The following is a 19,417-nucleotide window of genomic DNA, read 5'->3' on the forward strand; positions in this document are numbered from 1 at the left end:
TCAACATCCCGTTTCACGGCACGCCTTGATCCTTGCTGGAACCGTCGGTGGTCGCCATCTTGCCGACGCGGCACGCCTTTGGGGTGTGACGGTCGATAACATTTGAGAAGGCAGGTTTAGCGGCCCCTTGAAGGGCTGGCGACGCCTGGGTGAACTGCCGACCGGCGGCAGCATTAACATGAAACGGGCGGACAGGGCCATCCTTTATGGAATAAGTACGTCCGCCGCCGCCCGTTGCACGGCCTTGGTCAGGCGGGACAGGGTGGCGCTGGGCATGCGGCTGCGCTGCCAGAACAGGGGCACGTCTAGCCCCAGGCCCGGCAATACTTCCAACAGCCGGCCCGCCGCCAGATGTGCTGCTGCCAGGGGACGCGGGTTCATGCCCCAGCCGACCCCCGCCAGGGCCGCATCGATGAAGGCCTGGGACGAGGGCAGCCAATGGGTGGGCACCGTCCCCTCCATCCCCGCCCGGCGCAGCCATTGTGCCTGCAACCGGTCCTTGGCGTTGAAGGTCAGGCAGGGCGCCCGTGCCAGCGCCTCTGCCGTCACCCCATCGGGGAAATGACGCTGCATGAAGGCAGGGCTGGCCGTGGCGACATAGGGCAGGGCACCCAAGGCGGCGCTGTCACAGCCGGGGACGGCCCCACCACCCGCCGTCACGGCGGCCACAACCTCCCCCCGGCGCAGCCAGTCGGCGCTGTGATCCTGATCATCCAGGACCAGATCGAACAGACAGTCGGGCATATCGGCCATGGCCGCCACAAACCATGTGGCCAGACTGTCGGCATTGACGGCAATGCGGAGAACCGGGCGGGGACCCTCCCGCGCCAGACCTGGCAGGCTGGCCGGCAGTTCGCTTTCCAGCAGCGCCACCTGTTCGGCATGCTGGCACAGCCTGGCCCCCGCCGGGCTGGCGGTACACGGGCTGCCGCGCACCACCAGCACCGCCCCCATCCGTTCCTCCAGCAGTTTCACCCGCTGGGAGATGGCGGACGGGGTGACGTGCAGCTGCTGTGCGGCACGTTCGAAACTGCCCGTCCGCACCACGGCGGCCAGGGCGGAAAGCAGGGCATAGTCCAGCATGGGATCAGCAACGCTTAATCAGAGTAAGAAACATTAAGTACGCTTAATCATCGCCGGATGATAGGTCCGTTCCCGTCACGCCACGGGAGAACCGCCCTATGTTCAACGCCATCCTGTCCGGCTATCTGCTGGGCCTCAGCCTGATTGTCGCCATCGGGGCGCAGAACGCTTTTGTCCTGCGCCAGGGGTTGCGGGGGCAGCATGTGCTGCCCGTCGTGCTGACCTGTGCCCTGTCGGATGCGGTGCTGATCGCCGCCGGGGTGGCGGGCCTGGGTTGGCTGGTGGAACGCTGGCCGGGGATGCTGCCTGTCCTGCGCTATGCGGGTGCGGCCTTTCTGCTTGCCTATGCGCTGCGCGCCCTGTGGTCGGCATGGACCGCGAAGACGGGATTGGACCCGGCGGCGGGGGAGGGGGCGGGACGGGCGGCCACGCTGGCCACCTGTCTGGCGCTAACCTGGCTGAACCCGCATGTCTATCTGGATACTGTCGTCCTGATCGGATCGGTGGCCAGCCGGTTCGGGGAGTTGAAGGGCTGGTTCGGCCTGGGGGCCGTGGCGGCGTCGTTCAGCTTCTTCTTCGCCCTGGGCTTCGGTGCCCGGCTTCTGCGGCCATTATTTGCCCAGGCAACGGCATGGCGGGTGCTGGATGGGGTAATTGCCCTGGTGATGGGCGGATTGGCGGTCAAGTTGTTGCTGTGAAACATTTCGCCCTTCGTTTGGGCCGCCAATTCCGGTAAAGGGAAAGTCCGGTCCCCCAACCATACCGCAGGCCCATGCAGCAACCGGCACGGCAGATCCTGACGCTTTTCCCGTTGGCGCTCACCCTGCTGCTGGCCCTGCCAGCCATGGCGGCGGAGCCCCGGCTGATCGGGATTTTCCGCGACTGGAACGCCTTCATGCTGGAGGAGGCGTCGGGCCCCGTCTGCTGGATGGTGTCGCGGCCCAAGAAGATGGAAGGCGATTTCACCAAACGCGGCGATGTCTTCCTGATGATCACCCACCGCCCGGCGGAGCGGACCTTTGATGTGGTGAATTTCATCGCAGGCTACCCGTTCGCCGAACATGCCGAGGTGCAGGTGCAGGTCGGCAAGCAGAGTTTCAAACTGTTCAGCAAGGATGAACAGGCCTGGGCCCGCGAGGCCGACACCGACCACGCCATCACCCAGGCGCTGCGCCAGGGATCGACCCTGGTGGTGCGCGGCACCAGCCTGCGCGGCAGCCGCACCACCGACACGTTCAGTCTGGCCGGCAGCGGCGGTGCCTATCAGGCCATCGGCGATGCCTGTGCCGAACGGGCGGCGCCCCCCCAAGTGGAACCGCCGCCGCAGTGAAGGCGCCGGCGGTTCCGCGGATTACGGCTGCCGCCTAATCCGCGCTACGAAATGGGCATCGACACAATCGTAGCGCGGATTAGCGAAGCGTAATCCGCGGCGCACTTGCCTTACCCCAGCCCCTTCTCCACAAACGCCGCCATGCGGCGGGCAAAGGATAGCGGGTTGGGCAGGGTCTCACCCTCCAGAATGCGCGCCTGATCCAGCAGCAGCCAGGCCGCATCCTCCAGCGAGGTCGCCGCCCCGTCCTGCGTCGCCTTCTCCGCCAGACGGCGGATCAGGGGGTGGCTGGGGTTGATCTCCAGCACCCGCTTGGACGCGGCATCGGCCCCCAGCTGCCCATGCTGCTTCAGCAGGCGCTGCAGGTGGATATCCATGTCGCCATCATCTGCCACCAGACAGACGGCACTGTCGGTCAGGCGTTCGGAACGGCGGACATCCTTGACCTCGTCCCCCAGCGTCAGTTTCAAAAGGGCGGTCAGGGAGGACAGGTCGCCATCCGACGCCTTGTCCTTCTTCTCGTCCTCCGGCTTTTCCTCGCCCTTGATCTTGGACAGATCGGCCCCGCCGCGCGTCACAGACTTGAACGGCTTGCCATCGGTCTCGCGCACCGACCCGACCCAGAATTCGTCCACCGGATCGGTCAGCAGCAGCACCTCCACGCCCTTGGCGCGGAAGCCTTCGACCTGCGGGCTGCGGTCCACGGCCGATTTCTCATCGCCCGTGATGTAATAGATGGCGTCCTGGCCTTCCTTCATGCGCCCGATATAGGTGGCCAGGCTGACCAACTCGCCCTTGCTCTCCGTCGTACGGAAGCGCAGCAGCTTCAGCAGGTCGTCGCGGTGGGCGAAATCCTCATACAGCCCTTCCTTCAGCACGGCCCCGAACGCGTCCCAGAAGCGGGCGTAATCGGCGGCCTGCTCCGGATCGGCGGCCTTCTTGTTCAGGTCACCCAGCACGCGCTTCACGATCCCGGCCTTCAGCTTGGCCAGCACCGGATTGTTCTGCAGCATCTCGCGGCTGACATTCAGCGGCAGGTCCTCGCTGTCCACGACGCCCTTCAGGAAGCGCAGGTACGGCGGGACCAGCCCTTCCGCCTCGTCCGTGATGAAGACGCGGCGGACATACAGCTTCACATGATGGGCGCGGCGCGGATCGAACAGGTCGAAGGGCCGCTGCTGCGGCACGAACAGCAGGCCCGTATACTCGATCACGCCCTCGGCGCGCCAATGCAAGGTCAGCCACGGCTCATCAAAGGCGTGGCCGACATGGTGATAGAATTCCTTGTACTGCTCTTCCGTGATCTCCGACTTCGACCTTGTCCACAGGGCGTTGGCCGCGTTCACGCTGTCGGTGGTGTCGGCACCCAGCAGGATGGGCACGGCAATATGGTCGGAATAGGTCTTGATGACATGGCGCAGGCGTTGTTCCTCCAGGAACTCCGTCTCCGCCTCGCGGATATGCATGACGATGCGGGTACCGCGCGCGGGGGCATTCTCGTCCTCGGCCACGGTAAAGCTGCCCTGGCCATCGCTGACCCAGCGCCAACCGGTGGCCTCACCCGCCTTGCGGCTGAACACCTCAACCTTTTCCGCCACCATGAAGGCGGAATAGAAGCCGACGCCGAACTGGCCGATCAGGCTGACATCCTTTTTGCTGTCGCCCGACAGGTTCTTGACGAAGGCCGACGTGCCCGATCGGGCGATGGTGCCCAGATTGTCCACCAGGTCCTGACGGTTCATGCCGATGCCATTGTCGACCAGCGTCAGGGTCTTGGCATCCGTGTCGGCGACGATGCGGATCTTGAAGTCAGGGTCTTCCCCCAGCAGCGACCCATCGGTCAGCGCTGCATAACGCAGCCGGTCGCACGCGTCCGACGCGTTGGAGATCAGTTCCCGCAGGAAGACTTCCTTCTCCGAGTAGAGGCTGTGTGCCACGATGTCCAACAGGCGGCTGACCTCGGCCTGGAAACTGAGCCGTTCCTCGCTCATCTCTCTCACCTTGCTCTGCGATTTACATCCAATGAGGGTGGCCTTGAAGCCGCTGCTGGATATGGGGCAGACGGTGGCGGAGCGCAAGCGGGGTTTCAGGCCAGCAGATCACGCACACTGGCGGCAAGGGCACGCGCAGCAGCCGATGTGGCGGGATTGGGCGTCCGCGCCAGCATGACGATCTGTGACGGGGGCAGCGGCGGCATCCCCATGGATGCCGGGATCACGGCCAGATCGCCGCCGATGATGGTGCCCAGCGGCGCCACGCCAAGCCCGGCCCGCACCGCCGCCATCAGGGCCAGACAGCTTCCGCCCGTGAATGTCTCCCGCCATGGAATGCCGGCCTGATCAAGCACCCGGATCGCCACTGCCCTGACCGAACAGGGAGAGGGCAGAAGCACCAGGGGCAGGGGGCCGTCGGAGCCGGACCATCCGGGCGGGACGCGCCATTGCAACGCATCGGTGCCCAGTATCTCTCCCCCTTCCGCCCCATGCTCCCGCCGGATGATGGCCAAATCGATCTGGCCGCCCTCAAACCGATCCCGGATATCAGCCGACTGACCCAGATGGACGGCCATGGTCGCCTGTGGCGGCAATGCCATCCGCACCCGCTTCAGCGTCAGGTCGAGATGGGTACCCAGGGCATGGTCGCTGATGCCGATTGTGATGTGGGAGGGCACAATATTGACCGCGGCAATCGCCGCCTCATGCGCCGCCAGCAAGGTTCGCGCATGATCAAGGAAGGCTGTTCCCGCCTCGGTCAGGCGGACAAGGCGGGGGCTGCGATCCAGAAGCCGTCTGCCAAGGGCCGCCTCCAGCGACTTGATGCGCTGGCTGACAACAGGCTGGACGGTGCCCGCCGCCTCTGCCGCGCGGGTGAGGTTGCCATATTCCGCGACAAGGGCGAACAGGCGGACGGATTCAAGATCAAGCATCATATGAAATCGCTATGGTAGTTATCAAATATCATAGCGTTCACGAATGAATTTCAAAAGCGCAGAAATGGGCCTCCAACCCCAACAGGAGATGTGTGATGCCCATGATCATTGTGCGCTATGTAACGCCCGACCCACGCCCTGAACTGCGCACCCAAATCGCCGCACTGGCCGCCCGGCTGGGGGCGGAAAAGCTGGGCAAGGACCCTGGCGTGACGGCGGTGCTGGTGGAGCCGGCGGACCCCGATGGCTGGTTCATCGCCGGCAAACGGCCTACCGATGCCGGACTGTCGGCCTTCTGGCTGGATATCAAGGTGACGGCGGGCACCAACACCAAGGCGGAAACGACCGCGTTCGTGAAGGCGGCCTATCAGGGAATGGCTGAGCTTCTGGGGCCGCTCCATGAGGAATGCTACGCCTATGTCCACGAAACCAACGGCGATGCCTATGGCTATGGTGGCCGGACGCAGAACGGCCGCTGGGCGGCGGCACATCCGGGCTGACAGCGGGCCGCCCTCTCACGGATTATGGAGATAGCTGGATATCGCGTCGGTCAGGCTTTCCGCGCGGGCGACATTGTCCCGGTTGGACAGCATCATGGCGGTGACCAGCGTCTCCGCCATCAGCACCGCCGCCGTCATGCTGCTGGACAGGACGGGATGCGTGCTTTCGGCCAGCAGCACCGTGTCCGCCCGTTGCGCCAGGGGCGATACGGGACTGTCGGTGATGGCGACCACATGCGCCTTGCGCGACTTGGCAAAGCTGGTCAGGTGCAGGGCCGCCTGCGCGTAGCGGGGAAAGGCGATGGCGATCAGCACATCGCCTTCGCCCAAATTCATCAGCCGCCCCGCCGCCACCTCGGTACCGCCAAATTCCACGACATTGACCAGATTGGCGCAGAAGGGCTGCAGCCCCAGGGTCAGCAGCCCCGCCATATGGGCCGACAGGCCGAAACCCATGACATAGATGGTGCGCGCCGCGTTCAGCCGGCTGACCAGTTCTGACAGCTGTGTGCCGCCCGCCATCTGCTCCGCCACCCGCGACAGGTGCGACAGCGTGGCCTCCAGCCCCTCATTGATGGCGGCTTGGGTCGGGTCGGCGCGGTCGAAGCTGCTGCGCAGCTTTTCAACGGGCCGCAGCACCGTCTGCAACGTCTCCGCCATGCCTGCCCGCAGGTCGGGATAGCCGGCATATCCGACCGCACGGGCAAACCGGCTGAGTGTGGCGTTCGACACGCCGATGGCCCCTGCCAGATCCTCAATGCTCCACGCCGTGATCCGTACGGGATTGCGCAGCAGATGCTCCGCAATCGTCCGGTTGGACGCCGTCCCATCCGCCATCACCGCCAGCAGCCGGCGGCCCAGTTCGGTATCGGCGAAGGCCACCTCCGTCGACGGGGCGGGTTGGGTTTGCGCGTCGCCCTGGCCCGGAGCGTGAAAATCAGCCTGAGAGGATTTTTTCATGGATTGATATTATGAAAATAACGTGTCATTGTCCATTCCATCGAGCCGATCATTGCGAAACGTGCCGGAAGCCAGTTGCCATGATGCGTCTTATGTCCCTGACGGCGGGCTTCGCCGCAAGTCTGTTGCTGCTGACCGCCCCTGCCGATGCGCAGGGTGCCCGCATGCGGGTGGGGGTGGAGGGCAATTATCCGCCCTTTTCGGTGATCGGGCCGGACGGGAAATTGTCGGGTTTTGATATCGACATCGCCAATGCGCTGTGCGCGGAGATGAAGGTCGACTGCACCCTGGTGCAGCAGGAATGGGACGGGATGATCCCGGCGCTGAATACCCGCAAGTTCGACATGATCGTCGCCTCCATGACGATCACGGCGGACCGGGCGAAAATCGTCGATTTCTCCGACGTCTATTATGATGTCCCCTCCCGCTGGATCGCCAAACAGGGCGCCTTTACGGAGCCTACGCCCGACGCGCTGAAGGGCAAGACGATTATCGTCCTGCGCAACAGCCCGCGCGCCCGGCATGCCAAGGAAAAATACCCCGACAGCCGCCTGTTGCTGGTCGCCAAGGAGACGGATGTCTATCTGGAACTGCGCGCGGGCCGCGGGGATATCGCACTCGGTTCATCGGTGATCGCCGAAGGCCTATTCCTGAAGCGGCCCGAAGGTGCGGGGTTCGCCACCGTGGGTGAACCCCTGCGTCTGAAGGGCGACAGTGATGTCGGCATCGCCGTGCGCAAGGGCGACACTGCGCTGCGCGACCGGGTCAATACGGCCCTGAAGGCCATCAAGGCTGACGGTCGCTATCAGCAGATCGCCCAACGCTATTTCACCTTTGATGTCTCCGGCGGGAATTCTTGAGGGATAGGGCGGCCCGCCCGCCCGGACCCCGACCCGCCGCTTTCACCCCAGACCTCCCCCCCATCCCCGGCCCTGTCGGGGGTGAACCCCGGTTGCATGCCCATGCTGATCGAGTATCTGCCCATCCTGTTTGACGGTTTGCTGACGACGCTGTCGGTGTCGCTGGTCTCGCTCGCCATCGCCTCACTGTTCGGTCTGGCCGGTGCGCTGGCCAAGCTTTCCACAGGGCGCGGGCTGCGGGCGGTGGCGGGGACCTATACCACGCTGATCCGTTCCATCCCCGATCTGGTGCTGATGCTGACCCTGTTCTATGGCGGGCAGGCGCTGGTCAATGATATCGGCCTGCGTCTGGGCTGGGACTATGTCGATATCGATCCGTTCCTGGCCGGCAGCCTGACCCTGGGTTTCATCTATGGCGCCTATCTGACGGAGACGTTCCGGGGTGCCTTCCTGGCGATCCCCAAGGGGCAGGCGGAGGCAGGCCTGGCCTATGGCATGAGCGGGTTTCAGGTCCTCTGGCACATCACCCTGCCGCAGATGATCCGCCACGCCATCCCCGGCTTTGCCAATAACTGGCTGGTCATGGTCAAGGCCTCGGCCCTGGTGTCGATCATCGGTCTGGATGACATGGTCCACCGCGCCAGCCTGGCCACCGCCGCCACGGCCCAGCCTTTCACCTTCTATGCCGCTGTCGCCGTCCTCTATCTGGCGGTCACCACCGTCTCGATCCTGGTACTGGGCCAACTTGAAAGGCGTGTGTCGCTGGGCGTGCGCAAGGCGGTGCTGTGATGATCGATCTGCAGACCATCCAGGACAATCTGCCCGCCTTTCTGGACGGCGCCCGCGTCACCATCCTGCTGGTGCTGGCTTCTGCCGCCGCCGGCCTGACCCTGTCGCTGCCGCTGGCGGTGGCGCGGGTGTCGGCTAACCCCTTCCTGTCGCGGCCCGTCTTCCTGTTCACCTATATGCTGCGCGGCACGCCGCTGCTGGTGCAACTTTTCATGGTCTATTTCGGGCTGGCGCAGTTCGACATGGTCCGGGACAGCAGCCTGTGGCCGCTGCTGCGTGAACCCTGGTTCTGCGCCTGGATCGCCTTCACGCTGAACACCGCCGCCTATACGACGGAAATGCTGGCGGGCGCCCTGCGGGCCACCCCGGCGGGAGAGGTGGAGGCGGCGCGCAGCCTGGGCCTAACCGGATTTGACATCTACACAAGCATCCTGATCCCGGGTGCCGTCCGCCGCGCCCTGCCGCAATATGGCAATGAGCTGGTGATGCTGATGCACGCCACCTCCATCGCCAGTGCGGTGACCCTGGTGGAGATCACCCGCGTGGCCCGCGACGTCCATGCCAACACCCTGTTGGCGGTGGAAGCGTTCGGCACGGCGGCCCTGTTCTACCTCGCCCTGACCCTGTGCATCACCGGCCTGTTCCGGCTGCTGGAACGCCGCCTGCTGCGGCATCTGGCGCGCCCGGCCGGTGCCTCTTGAGGAGCGGCACCAACGTGCGATCTGAAACCCTGTCCCTGCCCGGCACGACGCAAGGCACCCACCGTACCGTGACGGTGCAGCGCTTCGGCACGCCCGGTGCCCGTCCGCGCATCCATATCCAGGCCAGCCTGCATGCCGATGAAATCCCGGCCATGCTGGTCGCCGACAAGCTGCGCCGCCACCTGACCCGCCTGGAAGCGGAGGGCAAGCTGGCGGGGGAGGTGGTGCTGGTGCCCATCGCCAATCCCATCGGCCTGTCGCAGGCGGTGCTGGGTGACATGCTGGGTCGGTTCGACCTGACCGATGGCCGCAATTTCAACCGTGATTTCCCCTGGCTGGTCCCCGCCGCCGCGGCGCGTGTGCAGGGCCGGCTGGGCGATGATCCCGCCGCCAATACCGCCCTGATCCGTGCCGCATTGGCCGACGCCCTGTCGGAAATGCGCCCGCAATCGCCGGCCCAGCATCTGAAGGTGCTGCTGATGTCGCTGGCGGTGGAAGCCGACTGGGTGCTGGACCTGCATTGCGACCATGAGGCCGTGATGCATCTCTATACCCTGACCCCGCTTGCCGAAGAGGTGGAGCCGCTGGCCCGGCTGCTGGGCGCCCAGGCACTGCTGACGGCGGATGAAAGCGGCGACAACCCGTTCGACGAGGCGGTGAGCCGGCCCTGGGCCGCCCTGCGGCAACGTTTTCCGCAATACCCGATCCCGCTTTCCTGCAGGTCGGTGACGGTGGAACTGCGCGGTCAGGCCGATGTCGACCACGATCTGGCCGACCGCGACGCCCGTGCGCTGGTGGCGTTCCTGATCCATGCCGGGGCGGTCGCCGGGGCCGTTCCCACCCTGCCGCCGGCTTTGTGTCAGCCGACCCCGCTGGAAGCGGTGGAACCGCTGACGGCCCCCGCCGCCGGCGTCCTGGTCTATCGCCGCCCCCTGGGTGCGGCGGTGGAGGCGGGGGAGATCGTGGCCGACATCATCGATCCCGTCACCGGTCAGGCCGTGCCCGTCGCCAGCCAGGGCGGCGGCCTGCTGTTCGCCCGCATCGCCACCCGCATGGCCTTCCCCGGCAACCGCCTGGGCAAGCTGGCCGGCACCCGCCTGCGCCGTTCCGGCAACCTGTTGAGCCCGTGAGCCATCACCATGAGCCATCCCATGGAAATCAAGCTGCAAGCCGACAATATCGCCAAACGCTATGGCAGCATCGATGTGCTGCACGATGTTTCGCTTCAGGCCCGGGCCGGCGATGTCATCGCCCTGATCGGTGCGTCGGGGTCCGGGAAAAGCACCCTGCTGCGCTGCCTGAACCTGCTGGAACGGCCCCATGCCGGGCGCCTGACGGTGGCGGGCGAATGTCTGGCCCTGACGCCCGACCGGACGGGAGAACTGACCGCCGCCGACCCGGCCCAGCTGCGCCGCCTGCGCGCCCGCCTGTCGATGGTGTTCCAGCAGTTCAATCTGTGGGGCCACATGAATGTCCTGCGCAACGTCATCGAGGCGCCGATCCGGGTCAACGGCCTGTCCAAGGCGGAAGCGGTCGAACGGGCCGAGCATTATCTGGCCCGTGTCGGCGTCTTGCACCGGCGCGATGCCTATCCGGCCCATCTGTCAGGCGGCGAGCAGCAGCGGGTGGCCATCGCCCGCGCGCTGGCCATGGAACCCGACGTGATGCTGTTCGATGAGCCGACCAGCGCGCTTGACCCCGAACTGGTGGGCGAGGTGCTGCGCGTCATGCGCGGCCTGGCCGAAGAGGGGCGGACCATGGTGGTTGTGACCCACGAAATGGCCTTCGCCCGCGATGTCGGCAGCCAGCTTGTCTTCCTGCACAAGGGCCGGATCGAGGAACAGGGAACCCCAGCCGACCTGATGACCAACCCGCAGAGCGACCGCCTGCGCAGCTTCCTGGCCAGCAGCCTGCACCGCGCCGGCCACGCCTGAACCCATTCGAAACGCCACCCAAACCATCATGGGCGCCAGACCCGGCAAACGGGCCGCCCCATCCAGAACCGGGAGACTTCAAGTGAGGGACTTCACCATGAACACCAAGCATCTGCTGGCCACCACCACCGCGCTGGCCCTGCTGGCCGGCCCCGCCATTGCGCAGGATAGCGGCCTTCTGGAAGAGATTGTCGTGACCGGATCGCGCATCGCGCGGCCCGCCGAACAGAGCCCCGTGCCCGTCACCGCCCTGGGCGAGGCGGAATTGTCCGCGCGCGGCATCACCAGCATTTCCGACGCGCTGAGCCGTCTGCCGGCCCTGCAGAATACCCGCTCGTCGGATCAGCTGTCCTCGGCCTCGCCCGTGCCGACGGCCAATCTGCGCGGTCTGGGGGCGGCCCGTACCCTGGTGTTGGTCAATGGCCGCCGCCATGTGGCCGGCATCGCCGGTGAGGCGTCGGTGGACATCTCCACCATCCCGTCGGCCCTGGTGGAGCGTGTCGATGTCCTGACCGGCGGTGCATCCGCCGTCTATGGCTCCGACGCCGTGACCGGTGTGGTGAACTTTGTCCTGAAGAAGGATTTCGAGGGCCAGGACATCACCGCCCAATATGGCCTGTCGGAAAAGGGCGATGCCGACCGCCGCTATGTCGCCGCCACCATCGGCCGCAATTTTGATGGCGGCAAGGGCAACATCACCCTGTCCCTGTCCTCGGTCGATCAGAAGCCGCTGACCTTTGGCGACCGCAAATGGTCGCGGGGCAATGGCATCGCTGACGACACGGCCAATCCCGATCTGTTCCTTCAGGAAACCGACCTGACCCCGGCCCTGCGTGCCGCGGGTGTCACGGCGGGCACGCGCATCCTGTCGCTGTCCACCGCCAATCAGGCCCTTGCCGGCCAGACCCTGATCGCTCGCGCCACCAATGCCAAGGCCCGCGCCTTCGGCACGAACCAGCGTTTCGGCCTGTCATCGATCTACGGCATTATCGGCTTTGACCCGCGCGGCACGGGCTTCCCCGTGTCCGGCACCAACAGCCGCGCGCCGAACATCGATCTGGACAATAACGGCACCCGCGACTGTGTGCAGAATTACCCGGGCCGGCGTGGCTATGGCTGTCTGGTCATCGATCCGGCCACGGGCAAGCTGCGCCCGTTCCAGGATGGTATCCTGGCCAATAACGACCAGTTCGGCGGCGACGGCACGCCCGACTATCTGGACCGCGCCACCCTGGTCGGCGACCTGTCCACGCAGACGGCCAATCTGAACGCCCGTTATGAGGTGAACCCCTACTTCAAGCCGTTCGTGGAGGCCAAGTACGTTCGCAATACCAGCCGTCAGGTCGAAAGTGTGCGCACCTTCGATGACAGCATCCGCATCAAGCTGGACAATCCCTTCATTCCGCAGCAGCTGCGCGACATTGCCAATGCCCAGATCGCGGCGGAACCGGCCCTGGCCAGCACCTATCAGTTCATCATCACCCGCGATCATGCCGATGTGGTTGACCCCGTGGTCCGCAATAATCGCGACACCTATCGCGGTGTTATGGGCTTCGAAGGGGAGCTGGATAATGGCTGGGCCTATGAGGCGTCCTATAATTACGGTCGCACCGATGCCACTGACAAGCGCCCGACCCGCCTGAACGACCGGTTCTTTGCCGCCATCGATGCGGTGCGCGCCCCCAATGGCCAGATCGTCTGCCGCTCCGACCTGAACCCGACCTCCGTCCCGTCCGTGTCGGATTTCCCGGTCTTTTCCTGGTCGGGCTACAATACGTTCAAGGCCGGCGACGGGTCGTGCAAGCCCTTGAACCTGTTCGGCCTGGGCGCTCCATCGGCGGATGCACAGAACTTCGTCACCTACGACAATCCCGTGAAATCCACCATCAAGCAGCAGGTCTGGAACGCCAGCATCACCGGCGATCTGGGCGAAACCCTGACCCTGCCGGGCGGTCCCATCGGCTTTGCCGCCGGTCTGGAACACCGCAAGGAAGACAGCCGCTTTGAAGTGACGGAGTTCGAGCGTCTGAACTATACGGACCGTGGCGGTCGCCAGAATGTGGTCGGCGGCTTTGACGTTACCGAAGGTTTCGTGGAACTGAACGCCCCGCTACTGGCGGACCTGCCGGGCGTGGAACTGCTGTCGCTGGACGGTGCCTATCGTTATGGCGACTACAGCACCGTTGGTGGCGTGAACACCTGGAAGGTGGGTGGCGTCTATGCGCCGGTGAAGGATATCCGCGCCCGTGGCGGCTATTCCCGCACCATCCGCGCCCCCAATATTCAGGAACTTTTCGCGCCGCGTTCATCCACCCTGTTCTCCGTTGTCGATCCCTGCGACGCCGGCCAGATCGGCACCGGTTCCAACCCGGCCAACCGCCGCGCCAACTGCGCCGCCGACGGTATCCCCACGGGCTGGCTGGATACCCGCACCGCCCGCGTGCCGGGCTTCACGGGCGGCAACCCGGACCTGGATCCGGAAACCTCCACCAGCTACACCGCCGGTGTGGTCCTGACGCCATCCTTCCTGCCCCGCTTCTCGTTGGCCGTCGATTACTGGAACATCAAGATCGAGGATGCGATCAGCCAGGTGACGGGTCAAAACATCCTGAACGCCTGCTATGACGCGCCCAGCCGGGACAATCCCTTCTGCACGCAGGTGGGCCGCAACCGCACCAGCACCTCGCCCACCTTCCTGGCTGTCAACTCCCTGAACCAGACGACGATCAATTTCGCCCGGTTCGAAGCCAGCGGCATCGATTTCGATATGGTCTATCCCGTGGATCTGGAAGAAATCGGCCTGGGTGAGAGCGGTCGCGTCACCTTGGGCCTGACCGGCACCTGGAACGAGAAGAACCGTACCTTCCAGACGCCCGGCAACGCCACCGCCGCCAACAATGCGTTGGGTGAACGCCTATTCCCGGAATGGAACCTGAACCCGTCAGTATCGTGGAGCGACGATGTCTGGAGTGTCGCCTGGTACGGCTTCTATCAGTCGCGCCAGACCCTGACGGGTGTGGAAACGGAAACGGCCAGCACCTTCGTCCAGGCCTATGCGCCTGCCGCCTGGGTGCATGACGCGGCTGTATCCTATCAGGTGACGGACGAGGTGCGGGTCACCGCCGGCGTCAACAACCTGACCAACAAGGGCCAGTTCTATGGCGATATCGGCCGCCCGGCCTCCGCCATCGGCCGGTCCTATTATCTGCGCACCCGTCTGGTCTTCTGATCTGATGGTTGAGCGCTGTTGCGGTCTTGCGGGAGGGGCACATTCCTGCAAGACCGCCCCTTTTACCCCCTACCGGGATGTTCAGATGCGCCGCCTTGTCCTGTGTCTGCTCGCCTTTCTGCTCACGGCCCTGCCTACGCTGGCGGAACCGGTCAAGGGATCGCTGCTGATCGCGGGTGGGGATTTCCGGCTGGACAATCCAGGCTGGCCACGGCTGGTGGAACTGGCCGGTGGCAGGGGAGCCACCATCCTGATCCTGCCCACCGGTAGCGGCGATCCGGTGGGCAGCGGTGGGCGCATTGTGGACCATCTGCGCGGCCTTGGCGCCAACGCTCTGTTGCTGCCGCTGGCCGAGAAAGGCTTTGAGCGAACACCGGCGGACATCGTGACCGACCCCGTCTGGATCGACCGCGCCCGCAATGCCGGTGGCTTCTTCCTGGTGGGCGGGGACCAGTCGCGCTACACCGCCGCCCTGCTGCGCGCCGACGGGTCCGACACGCCCCTGCTGACCGCGATGCGCGCGGCGCATGCGAAGGGTGCCGTCATTGCAGGCTCCTCTGCCGGGGCTGCCATCATGTCCGCCACCATGATCAAGGATGCGCCGGAAACGCTGGACCTGCTGGCCACCGGTCCCGTCGCGGGCCGGACGCTCGGGCCGGGTCTGGGCTTCATCGGCCCCGACTGGTTCGTGGATCAGCATTTCCTGGCGCGTGGCCGTTTCGCCCGCACCCTGGTCGCCATGGATGCCGCCGGCTATACGCGCGGCTTGGGCGTGGATGAAAACACCGCCCTCATCATCCGCGAACGGAAGATGGCAGAGGTGGTGGGCGCCAGCGGCGTGGTGGTGATTGATACGCGAACCGCCCGCCGCACCCCCGGCTGGCCCTTCGCACAGACGGGGATTGTGCTGTCCCTGCTGCGCGACGGCGACCGGCTGGACCTGACCAGCGGCACAGTGACCCCCGGCCCCGCGCGCGCCGATGCCCCCATCCTGCCGGCCCAAACCGGTTTCGAACCCGATCCCGAATTGCCCGCAACCCTGGCCACGGGCGATATTCTGGCCCCCTGGCAATTCGGTCGGCTGATGGCGCAGGTCCTGGAAAGCCGGAAGGGAGAAGCCACCGGTCTGGCCTTTGATGCTGCCGACCCCGCCCGCCGCCCGGCCTTCCGTATGAGGCTGATCCGCCGCGCCGATAGCCAGGGCTGGGCCGGTGATGGCATCACGGTTCTGAACCTCGCGATGGATATCACCCCCGTGCGCATGGCCGATCCCCTGTTCAGCCCCCGGCGTCCCTGACCTGATCCCGCCCTGTCCGATCTATGAGGGCGTCCGCTGCGACCCCGCTTTGTCGTCCTCTACCAATGGCCGCATGCCAACAGCGAATCCCATCCGCCAGGACCAACCGCTGATCAACACAAAGAATCGCATCGCGCTGTGCGGTGACTGGGTCCGTCAGGGCCGTGTGGAGGCAACCTTTCTGTCCAGCACACAGATCGCGAATGCCGTGCTGGCCATGTCCGGGGGGGATACGCGAGCGCATATGGCGGCAGCTGTATGAACAGCCACCTGAAGCCAACGAAGCACTGAATATCATGTAGAGAAAATGGCGCGCCCGAAAGGATTCGAACCTCTGACCCCCAGATTCATAGTTTAACCGACAAGTAGGGGTAGAGGAGGGTTTTACCCCCGGCCCGCCGTTCGACGGGCGTCACACGCTCCGCTGTCTGGCTTGCCAACCCTGTCCTTTCCGACGCTACCCCGGCCATTGCTGGGATGCGGATAGCGTGGGGAGGCGCTGGTGAAGCGTTGGGCACCGGGTCGTCCGGTGGCGCAGAAAAGGAGAACCCCGTGGGGCCAGAATAGGGCCGTACCGGTGTCCCACGCACGGACCAAGCGGAACCATCGTCAAGCCGATATGGCGATGAGAGTAGGGCCGAGTGTGATCATCTGCAAGGTCCCGCGGTAAATTCCACGCACATTCACCGCAATAAATGCGGTGTTTATTTGCCTTTGACGTGAAAGCCCGTCATAATCACCGCAAGGAGTACGGCGATTATGATCTATATCCACGAACAGCCCGGTTGGCCATCCTTCACCTGGAATGACAGCACGTTGGCCATGCTGCTGGCCCAGGTGCGGCATCGTCAAGGGCGCTTGCTGGGCAAGATGGAGACGCTGGGCTTCGATCTGCGGCAGGAAGCCAGCCTGACGACGCTGACCACCGATGTGGTGAAAAGCTCGGCCATTGAGGGGGAAACGCTGGACCGGGACGAGGTTCGTTCGTCGCTGGCCCGCCGGCTTGGCCTTGACGCAGGCGGGTTGCCACCCGTGGGACGGCACGTCGACGGGATCGTCGAGATGATGCTGGACGCGACGCAGAACCATCGGGCCGCACTGACCTTCGACCGCTTGTTCGGGTGGCATGCGACCCTGTTTCCGACGGGCTGGAGCGGCATGCACCGGATCACGGTGGGGGCATGGCGCACAAAGGAGTCCGGCCCCATGCAAGTCGTCTCAGGCGCCTATAGCCGACAGCGCGTGCATTTCGAGGCTCCGGACGCCGACCGGCTAGACGCGGAGATGACCGCGTTTCTGGACTGGTTCAACAACGGTCCTGTCATCGACCCTGTCGTAAAGGCGGGAATCGCCCATCTGTGGTTCGTGACGATCCATCCGTTCGAGGATGGGAACGGCCGCATCGCCCGCGCCATCGCCGACCTGGCTTTGGCCCGCGCCGACAATTGCGCGGAACGCTTCTACAGCATGTCGGGGCAGATCGAGGCTGAACGCAAAGCCTACTATGACGAACTGGAACGGCAACAGAAGGGCGACGTCGATATCACCGGCTGGCTGTCCTGGTTCCTGGGGTGTCTGGACCGGGCACTGACAACCGCTGACGGCACGCTGTCGGCGGTCCTGGCCAAGGCACGGCTTTGGGAATGGATTAGCCGGGGGCCGGTGAACGACCGTCAGCGCATCGTCATCAACCGGCTCCTGGACGGGTTCGAGGGGCACCTGAACAATTCGAAATACGCCAAGCTGGCCAAGTGTTCGGCGGACACCGCCCTACGCGACATTCAGGCACTGGTGGAACGACGGGTGCTCGTCCAGAACCCAGGGGGCGGGCGCAGCACGAGCTACCGGCTGGCCACGCTGGACGACATTGCTGAATGATCCTTGGGCTTTCGCCCCCGCAACCCGACACCCAGGCTTCTACAAGGGTCCTACCAGTCCGGAATTGCCGGAAGGCGCCGGATAGCCTTGGTGTGGCTGGAAATTCTCCCCTTACGGGGTTCTGGAAACCCTTGCTTTCCATGCTCCTGGATTTCCGGGTTGGCCAGACATCCTTGCTCTACCTTGCGATTCCATTTTCTGGAGGGAGGTGGAGGCTGTCCGGTGATCCCCCCCTCGACAAGCTCTCCCCGGCGTTATCCCGCCGGAGAAGCGGATAGAGGAAGCTTGAAAGCGCCTTGCTGAAGCCACATCTGGATGAATCCCCTGGGTGGCGGCAAGTCTGCTCTACTGCCTTCATCTTACTCGAACCGCCAGCGTGCCAGATGTCTGATCTCCCCCTTGCCGTCTTGTTCGACCGTGTTGAATTCGGCGTGAACCTGACACTGGGCAACATCTCGGCGAAGGACTTCGTGGAGGCGCTGGCTGACGCTGGAATTGTCCAGGGGACCTCACCTGCGACAAGGAGCAACCTCCTGAAGCCAAAGGTGAGTTTCGCCTCCGACACCGGCTTACGGGTCGAAGGCCAGCTGGCCCTGTCACAGTCCGGTACCGGGCTGACTCTGACGAATGCAAGCAGCCTGCTGGTCAACGGCATCCGGTTCATCCGGGGAGCGCTGGAATTTACGGAACCCCCGCCTCTTGGCCTGGACGGCAACGACAACGTCTTCGGCCCCTTCCCCCACGGAGAAGACGCGAGCGTCTATCTGGAAGCTCAACTTGAGGCATTCAGCGGTGCGCTGGACCAGTTCCTGGCTGTGGTGCGGGCAATAGTCCCGGCAGGCCGCATGGCGGGCGCCGTCCGTGTCAGGTCCTGCGAACTGACCCATGACATGGCGGAGGATGACGCCCCTGCGCTTGGCATCGCCCTGTCGAAGGAGGCGTTGGCCAATGTGGGCACCCGGCATCACAGCTTTCACCCCATCCCAGAAGGCATGACGATCGAGAGAGGGACGGTGACCTGCTCTTGGATCATCGCGCCGAAGGGCAGTGGCCTCCGGTTGAAGACATATCCCAAGCGCCACGACCTCATGCGGCTGGAGCTTATGATCAGAAACCGCGACGGCATTCGTCGGCTGGTCGAACTTGAAGGTGGTACAGGCCTGTCGCCGACAAGCATGCCATCCGGGGACCAAGCCGTGGAGGAGCTACGGGCGATCGTTCCCGCTGCCGCAGATCACCTGGAAAGGCTTCGGCGGCACATCCGTGAAGCCCCGACCCTGAACCGATCCCACCTTGAACTCCTGGTTGCCCTCTCGCCCTTGCTGTCCGTCCTGTTTCGACCGGACAATCAGCCTGGACCGCAGTTGAGCTCCACCACTGTCGATAACGTCTATGATGCGATTTTCAAGCTCCTGACCCTGGGGGAGTACCATGCATTGAAGCAGGACAAGGGCCAGCCGCTGCGTGACGCCCTGGAGCTGATGGCCAAGGACAGTGATGCCCTGCTGCAGCGATCCCCGGGGCGTTCCGTCCATTTCGTGGTGCGGAAGGAGTGGACACGCGCCCGGCTGGCTATCGCCAGGATGTTGGAGGCAGGTGGCTGACATCTCGGATGTTCACTTGCCGCTTCGAAGCTGGGCGACCTCAAGGCTGAGGCCCACCACTGCTTTCTCCCGTCACACGCCGCCTTTTGGCCCTCGCCATGAGTATGATGGCAAGCCGGTGGAGCGCCTGAATTCCTCGGGCTTTGGCACCGCCAACGGCCCCCGACCACCTGGCTCTCACTGCTCGGACTTCGCCCGATCGCGGACGGCCAGCCGGTACAGCGCCTGAATTCCTCTGGGGGGGCGGCCGCGCCGCGCAAACTTGTCCGCTAGTGCATTGACTCATTGAAGAGATGCAGGGGTGCATCGGAGTTTTTCGAGAA

Annotated in this window: 16 protein-coding genes; 12 read left to right on the plus strand and 4 right to left on the minus strand. The window is 64.8% G+C overall.

The annotated features are described in order from the left end of the window. Positions 1–204: 204 nt before the first annotated feature. Positions 205–1,083, minus strand: a complete 879-nt coding sequence (locus tag ACODSP_RS13470; protein WP_488966083.1) for a LysR family transcriptional regulator ArgP — start codon at positions 1,081–1,083, stop codon at positions 205–207. A 98-nt stretch (positions 1,084–1,181) separates the two neighbouring features. On the opposite strand from ACODSP_RS13470, the gene ACODSP_RS13475 reads away from it, so the two are divergent. Together ACODSP_RS13475 and ACODSP_RS13480 are read left to right on the plus strand one after the other, a co-directional pair. Continuing rightward, a complete protein-coding gene (locus ACODSP_RS13475) occupies positions 1,182–1,781 on the plus strand; it encodes a LysE/ArgO family amino acid transporter (RefSeq protein WP_488966084.1) in 600 nt (199 codons plus the stop codon). 74 nt (positions 1,782–1,855) lie between these two features. Continuing rightward, positions 1,856–2,413 carry an invasion associated locus B family protein gene (locus ACODSP_RS13480; protein ID WP_488966085.1) on the plus strand — a complete coding sequence of 186 codons (558 nt, stop codon included), beginning with the start codon at positions 1,856–1,858 and terminating at the stop codon, positions 2,411–2,413. Positions 2,414–2,523: 110 nt separating this feature from the next. Here ACODSP_RS13480 and htpG read toward each other — a convergent pair whose 3' ends face one another. Next, complete coding sequence (htpG, locus tag ACODSP_RS13485) at positions 2,524–4,404, minus strand: molecular chaperone HtpG (protein WP_488966086.1); 1,881 nt, start codon at positions 4,402–4,404, stop codon at positions 2,524–2,526. Positions 4,405–4,499: 95 nt separating this feature from the next. Further along, positions 4,500–5,342 carry a LysR family transcriptional regulator gene (locus ACODSP_RS13490; protein ID WP_488966087.1) on the minus strand — a complete coding sequence of 281 codons (843 nt, stop codon included), beginning with the start codon at positions 5,340–5,342 and terminating at the stop codon, positions 4,500–4,502. Between the two features lie 95 nt (positions 5,343–5,437). On the opposite strand from ACODSP_RS13490, the gene ACODSP_RS13495 reads away from it, so the two are divergent. Next, positions 5,438–5,842, plus strand: coding sequence for a tautomerase family protein (locus tag ACODSP_RS13495; protein WP_488966088.1), 405 nt, complete (start codon positions 5,438–5,440; stop codon positions 5,840–5,842). 15 nt (positions 5,843–5,857) lie between these two features. On the opposite strand, the gene ACODSP_RS13500 is transcribed toward ACODSP_RS13495, so the two are convergent. Then, positions 5,858–6,802: a MurR/RpiR family transcriptional regulator gene (locus tag ACODSP_RS13500; RefSeq protein WP_488966089.1), complete on the minus strand. Its 945-nt coding sequence runs from the start codon at positions 6,800–6,802 to the stop codon at positions 5,858–5,860. A gap of 80 nt (positions 6,803–6,882) precedes the next feature. On the opposite strand from ACODSP_RS13500, the gene ACODSP_RS13505 reads away from it, so the two are divergent. The 9 genes from ACODSP_RS13505 to ACODSP_RS13545 all read left to right on the plus strand — a co-directional run bounded on the left by ACODSP_RS13505 (position 6,883) and on the right by ACODSP_RS13545 (position 19,094). Continuing rightward, entirely contained in the window at positions 6,883–7,662 is a 780-nt protein-coding gene (locus tag ACODSP_RS13505; protein WP_488966090.1) for a transporter substrate-binding domain-containing protein, read from the plus strand. Positions 7,663–7,758: 96 nt separating this feature from the next. Further along, entirely contained in the window at positions 7,759–8,451 is a 693-nt protein-coding gene (locus tag ACODSP_RS13510; RefSeq protein ID WP_488966091.1) for an ABC transporter permease, read from the plus strand. Then, positions 8,451–9,152, plus strand: a complete 702-nt coding sequence (locus tag ACODSP_RS13515; protein ID WP_488966092.1) for an ABC transporter permease — start codon at positions 8,451–8,453, stop codon at positions 9,150–9,152. Before ACODSP_RS13510 ends, ACODSP_RS13515 begins: the two co-directional genes overlap by 1 nt. 14 nt (positions 9,153–9,166) lie before the next feature. After that, complete coding sequence (locus ACODSP_RS13520; RefSeq protein WP_488966093.1) at positions 9,167–10,282, plus strand: succinylglutamate desuccinylase/aspartoacylase family protein; 1,116 nt, start codon at positions 9,167–9,169, stop codon at positions 10,280–10,282. 9 nt (positions 10,283–10,291) lie between these two features. Beyond that, positions 10,292–11,086, plus strand: coding sequence for an ABC transporter ATP-binding protein (locus ACODSP_RS13525; RefSeq protein ID WP_488966094.1), 795 nt, complete (start codon positions 10,292–10,294; stop codon positions 11,084–11,086). A 97-nt stretch (positions 11,087–11,183) separates the two neighbouring features. Further along, the gene (locus tag ACODSP_RS13530) at positions 11,184–14,315 is read left to right on the plus strand and encodes a TonB-dependent receptor domain-containing protein (RefSeq protein WP_488966095.1); all 3,132 of its coding nucleotides are present in this window, start codon (positions 11,184–11,186) and stop codon (positions 14,313–14,315) included. 85 nt (positions 14,316–14,400) lie between these two features. Next, on the plus strand, positions 14,401–15,612 hold the full coding sequence (locus ACODSP_RS13535) for a cyanophycinase (RefSeq protein WP_488966096.1): 1,212 nt from the start codon (positions 14,401–14,403) through the stop codon (positions 15,610–15,612). Between the two features lie 759 nt (positions 15,613–16,371). After that, a complete protein-coding gene (locus tag ACODSP_RS13540) occupies positions 16,372–17,490 on the plus strand; it encodes a Fic family protein (RefSeq protein ID WP_488966097.1) in 1,119 nt (372 codons plus the stop codon). Positions 17,491–17,873: 383 nt separating this feature from the next. Then, a complete protein-coding gene (locus ACODSP_RS13545) occupies positions 17,874–19,094 on the plus strand; it encodes a hypothetical protein (protein ID WP_488966098.1) in 1,221 nt (406 codons plus the stop codon). Positions 19,095–19,417 lie beyond the last annotated feature (323 nt).

This window comes from Niveispirillum sp. FG156 (assembly GCF_057809555.1).

Coding starts and splice junctions, on each gene's coding strand:
- ACODSP_RS13470 (WP_488966083.1), bottom strand. CDS start 1,083: ATGCTGGACTATGCCCTGCTTTCCGCCCTGGCCGCCGTGGTGCGGACG.
- ACODSP_RS13475 (WP_488966084.1), top strand. CDS start 1,182: ATGTTCAACGCCATCCTGTCCGGCTATCTGCTGGGCCTCAGCCTGATT.
- ACODSP_RS13480 (WP_488966085.1), top strand. CDS start 1,856: ATGCAGCAACCGGCACGGCAGATCCTGACGCTTTTCCCGTTGGCGCTC.
- htpG (WP_488966086.1), bottom strand. CDS start 4,404: ATGAGCGAGGAACGGCTCAGTTTCCAGGCCGAGGTCAGCCGCCTGTTG.
- ACODSP_RS13490 (WP_488966087.1), bottom strand. CDS start 5,342: ATGATGCTTGATCTTGAATCCGTCCGCCTGTTCGCCCTTGTCGCGGAA.
- ACODSP_RS13495 (WP_488966088.1), top strand. CDS start 5,438: ATGCCCATGATCATTGTGCGCTATGTAACGCCCGACCCACGCCCTGAA.
- ACODSP_RS13500 (WP_488966089.1), bottom strand. CDS start 6,802: ATGAAAAAATCCTCTCAGGCTGATTTTCACGCTCCGGGCCAGGGCGAC.
- ACODSP_RS13505 (WP_488966090.1), top strand. CDS start 6,883: ATGATGCGTCTTATGTCCCTGACGGCGGGCTTCGCCGCAAGTCTGTTG.
- ACODSP_RS13510 (WP_488966091.1), top strand. CDS start 7,759: ATGCCCATGCTGATCGAGTATCTGCCCATCCTGTTTGACGGTTTGCTG.
- ACODSP_RS13515 (WP_488966092.1), top strand. CDS start 8,451: ATGATCGATCTGCAGACCATCCAGGACAATCTGCCCGCCTTTCTGGAC.
- ACODSP_RS13525 (WP_488966094.1), top strand. CDS start 10,292: ATGAGCCATCCCATGGAAATCAAGCTGCAAGCCGACAATATCGCCAAA.
- ACODSP_RS13530 (WP_488966095.1), top strand. CDS start 11,184: ATGAACACCAAGCATCTGCTGGCCACCACCACCGCGCTGGCCCTGCTG.
- ACODSP_RS13535 (WP_488966096.1), top strand. CDS start 14,401: ATGCGCCGCCTTGTCCTGTGTCTGCTCGCCTTTCTGCTCACGGCCCTG.
- ACODSP_RS13540 (WP_488966097.1), top strand. CDS start 16,372: ATGATCTATATCCACGAACAGCCCGGTTGGCCATCCTTCACCTGGAAT.
- ACODSP_RS13545 (WP_488966098.1), top strand. CDS start 17,874: ATGTCTGATCTCCCCCTTGCCGTCTTGTTCGACCGTGTTGAATTCGGC.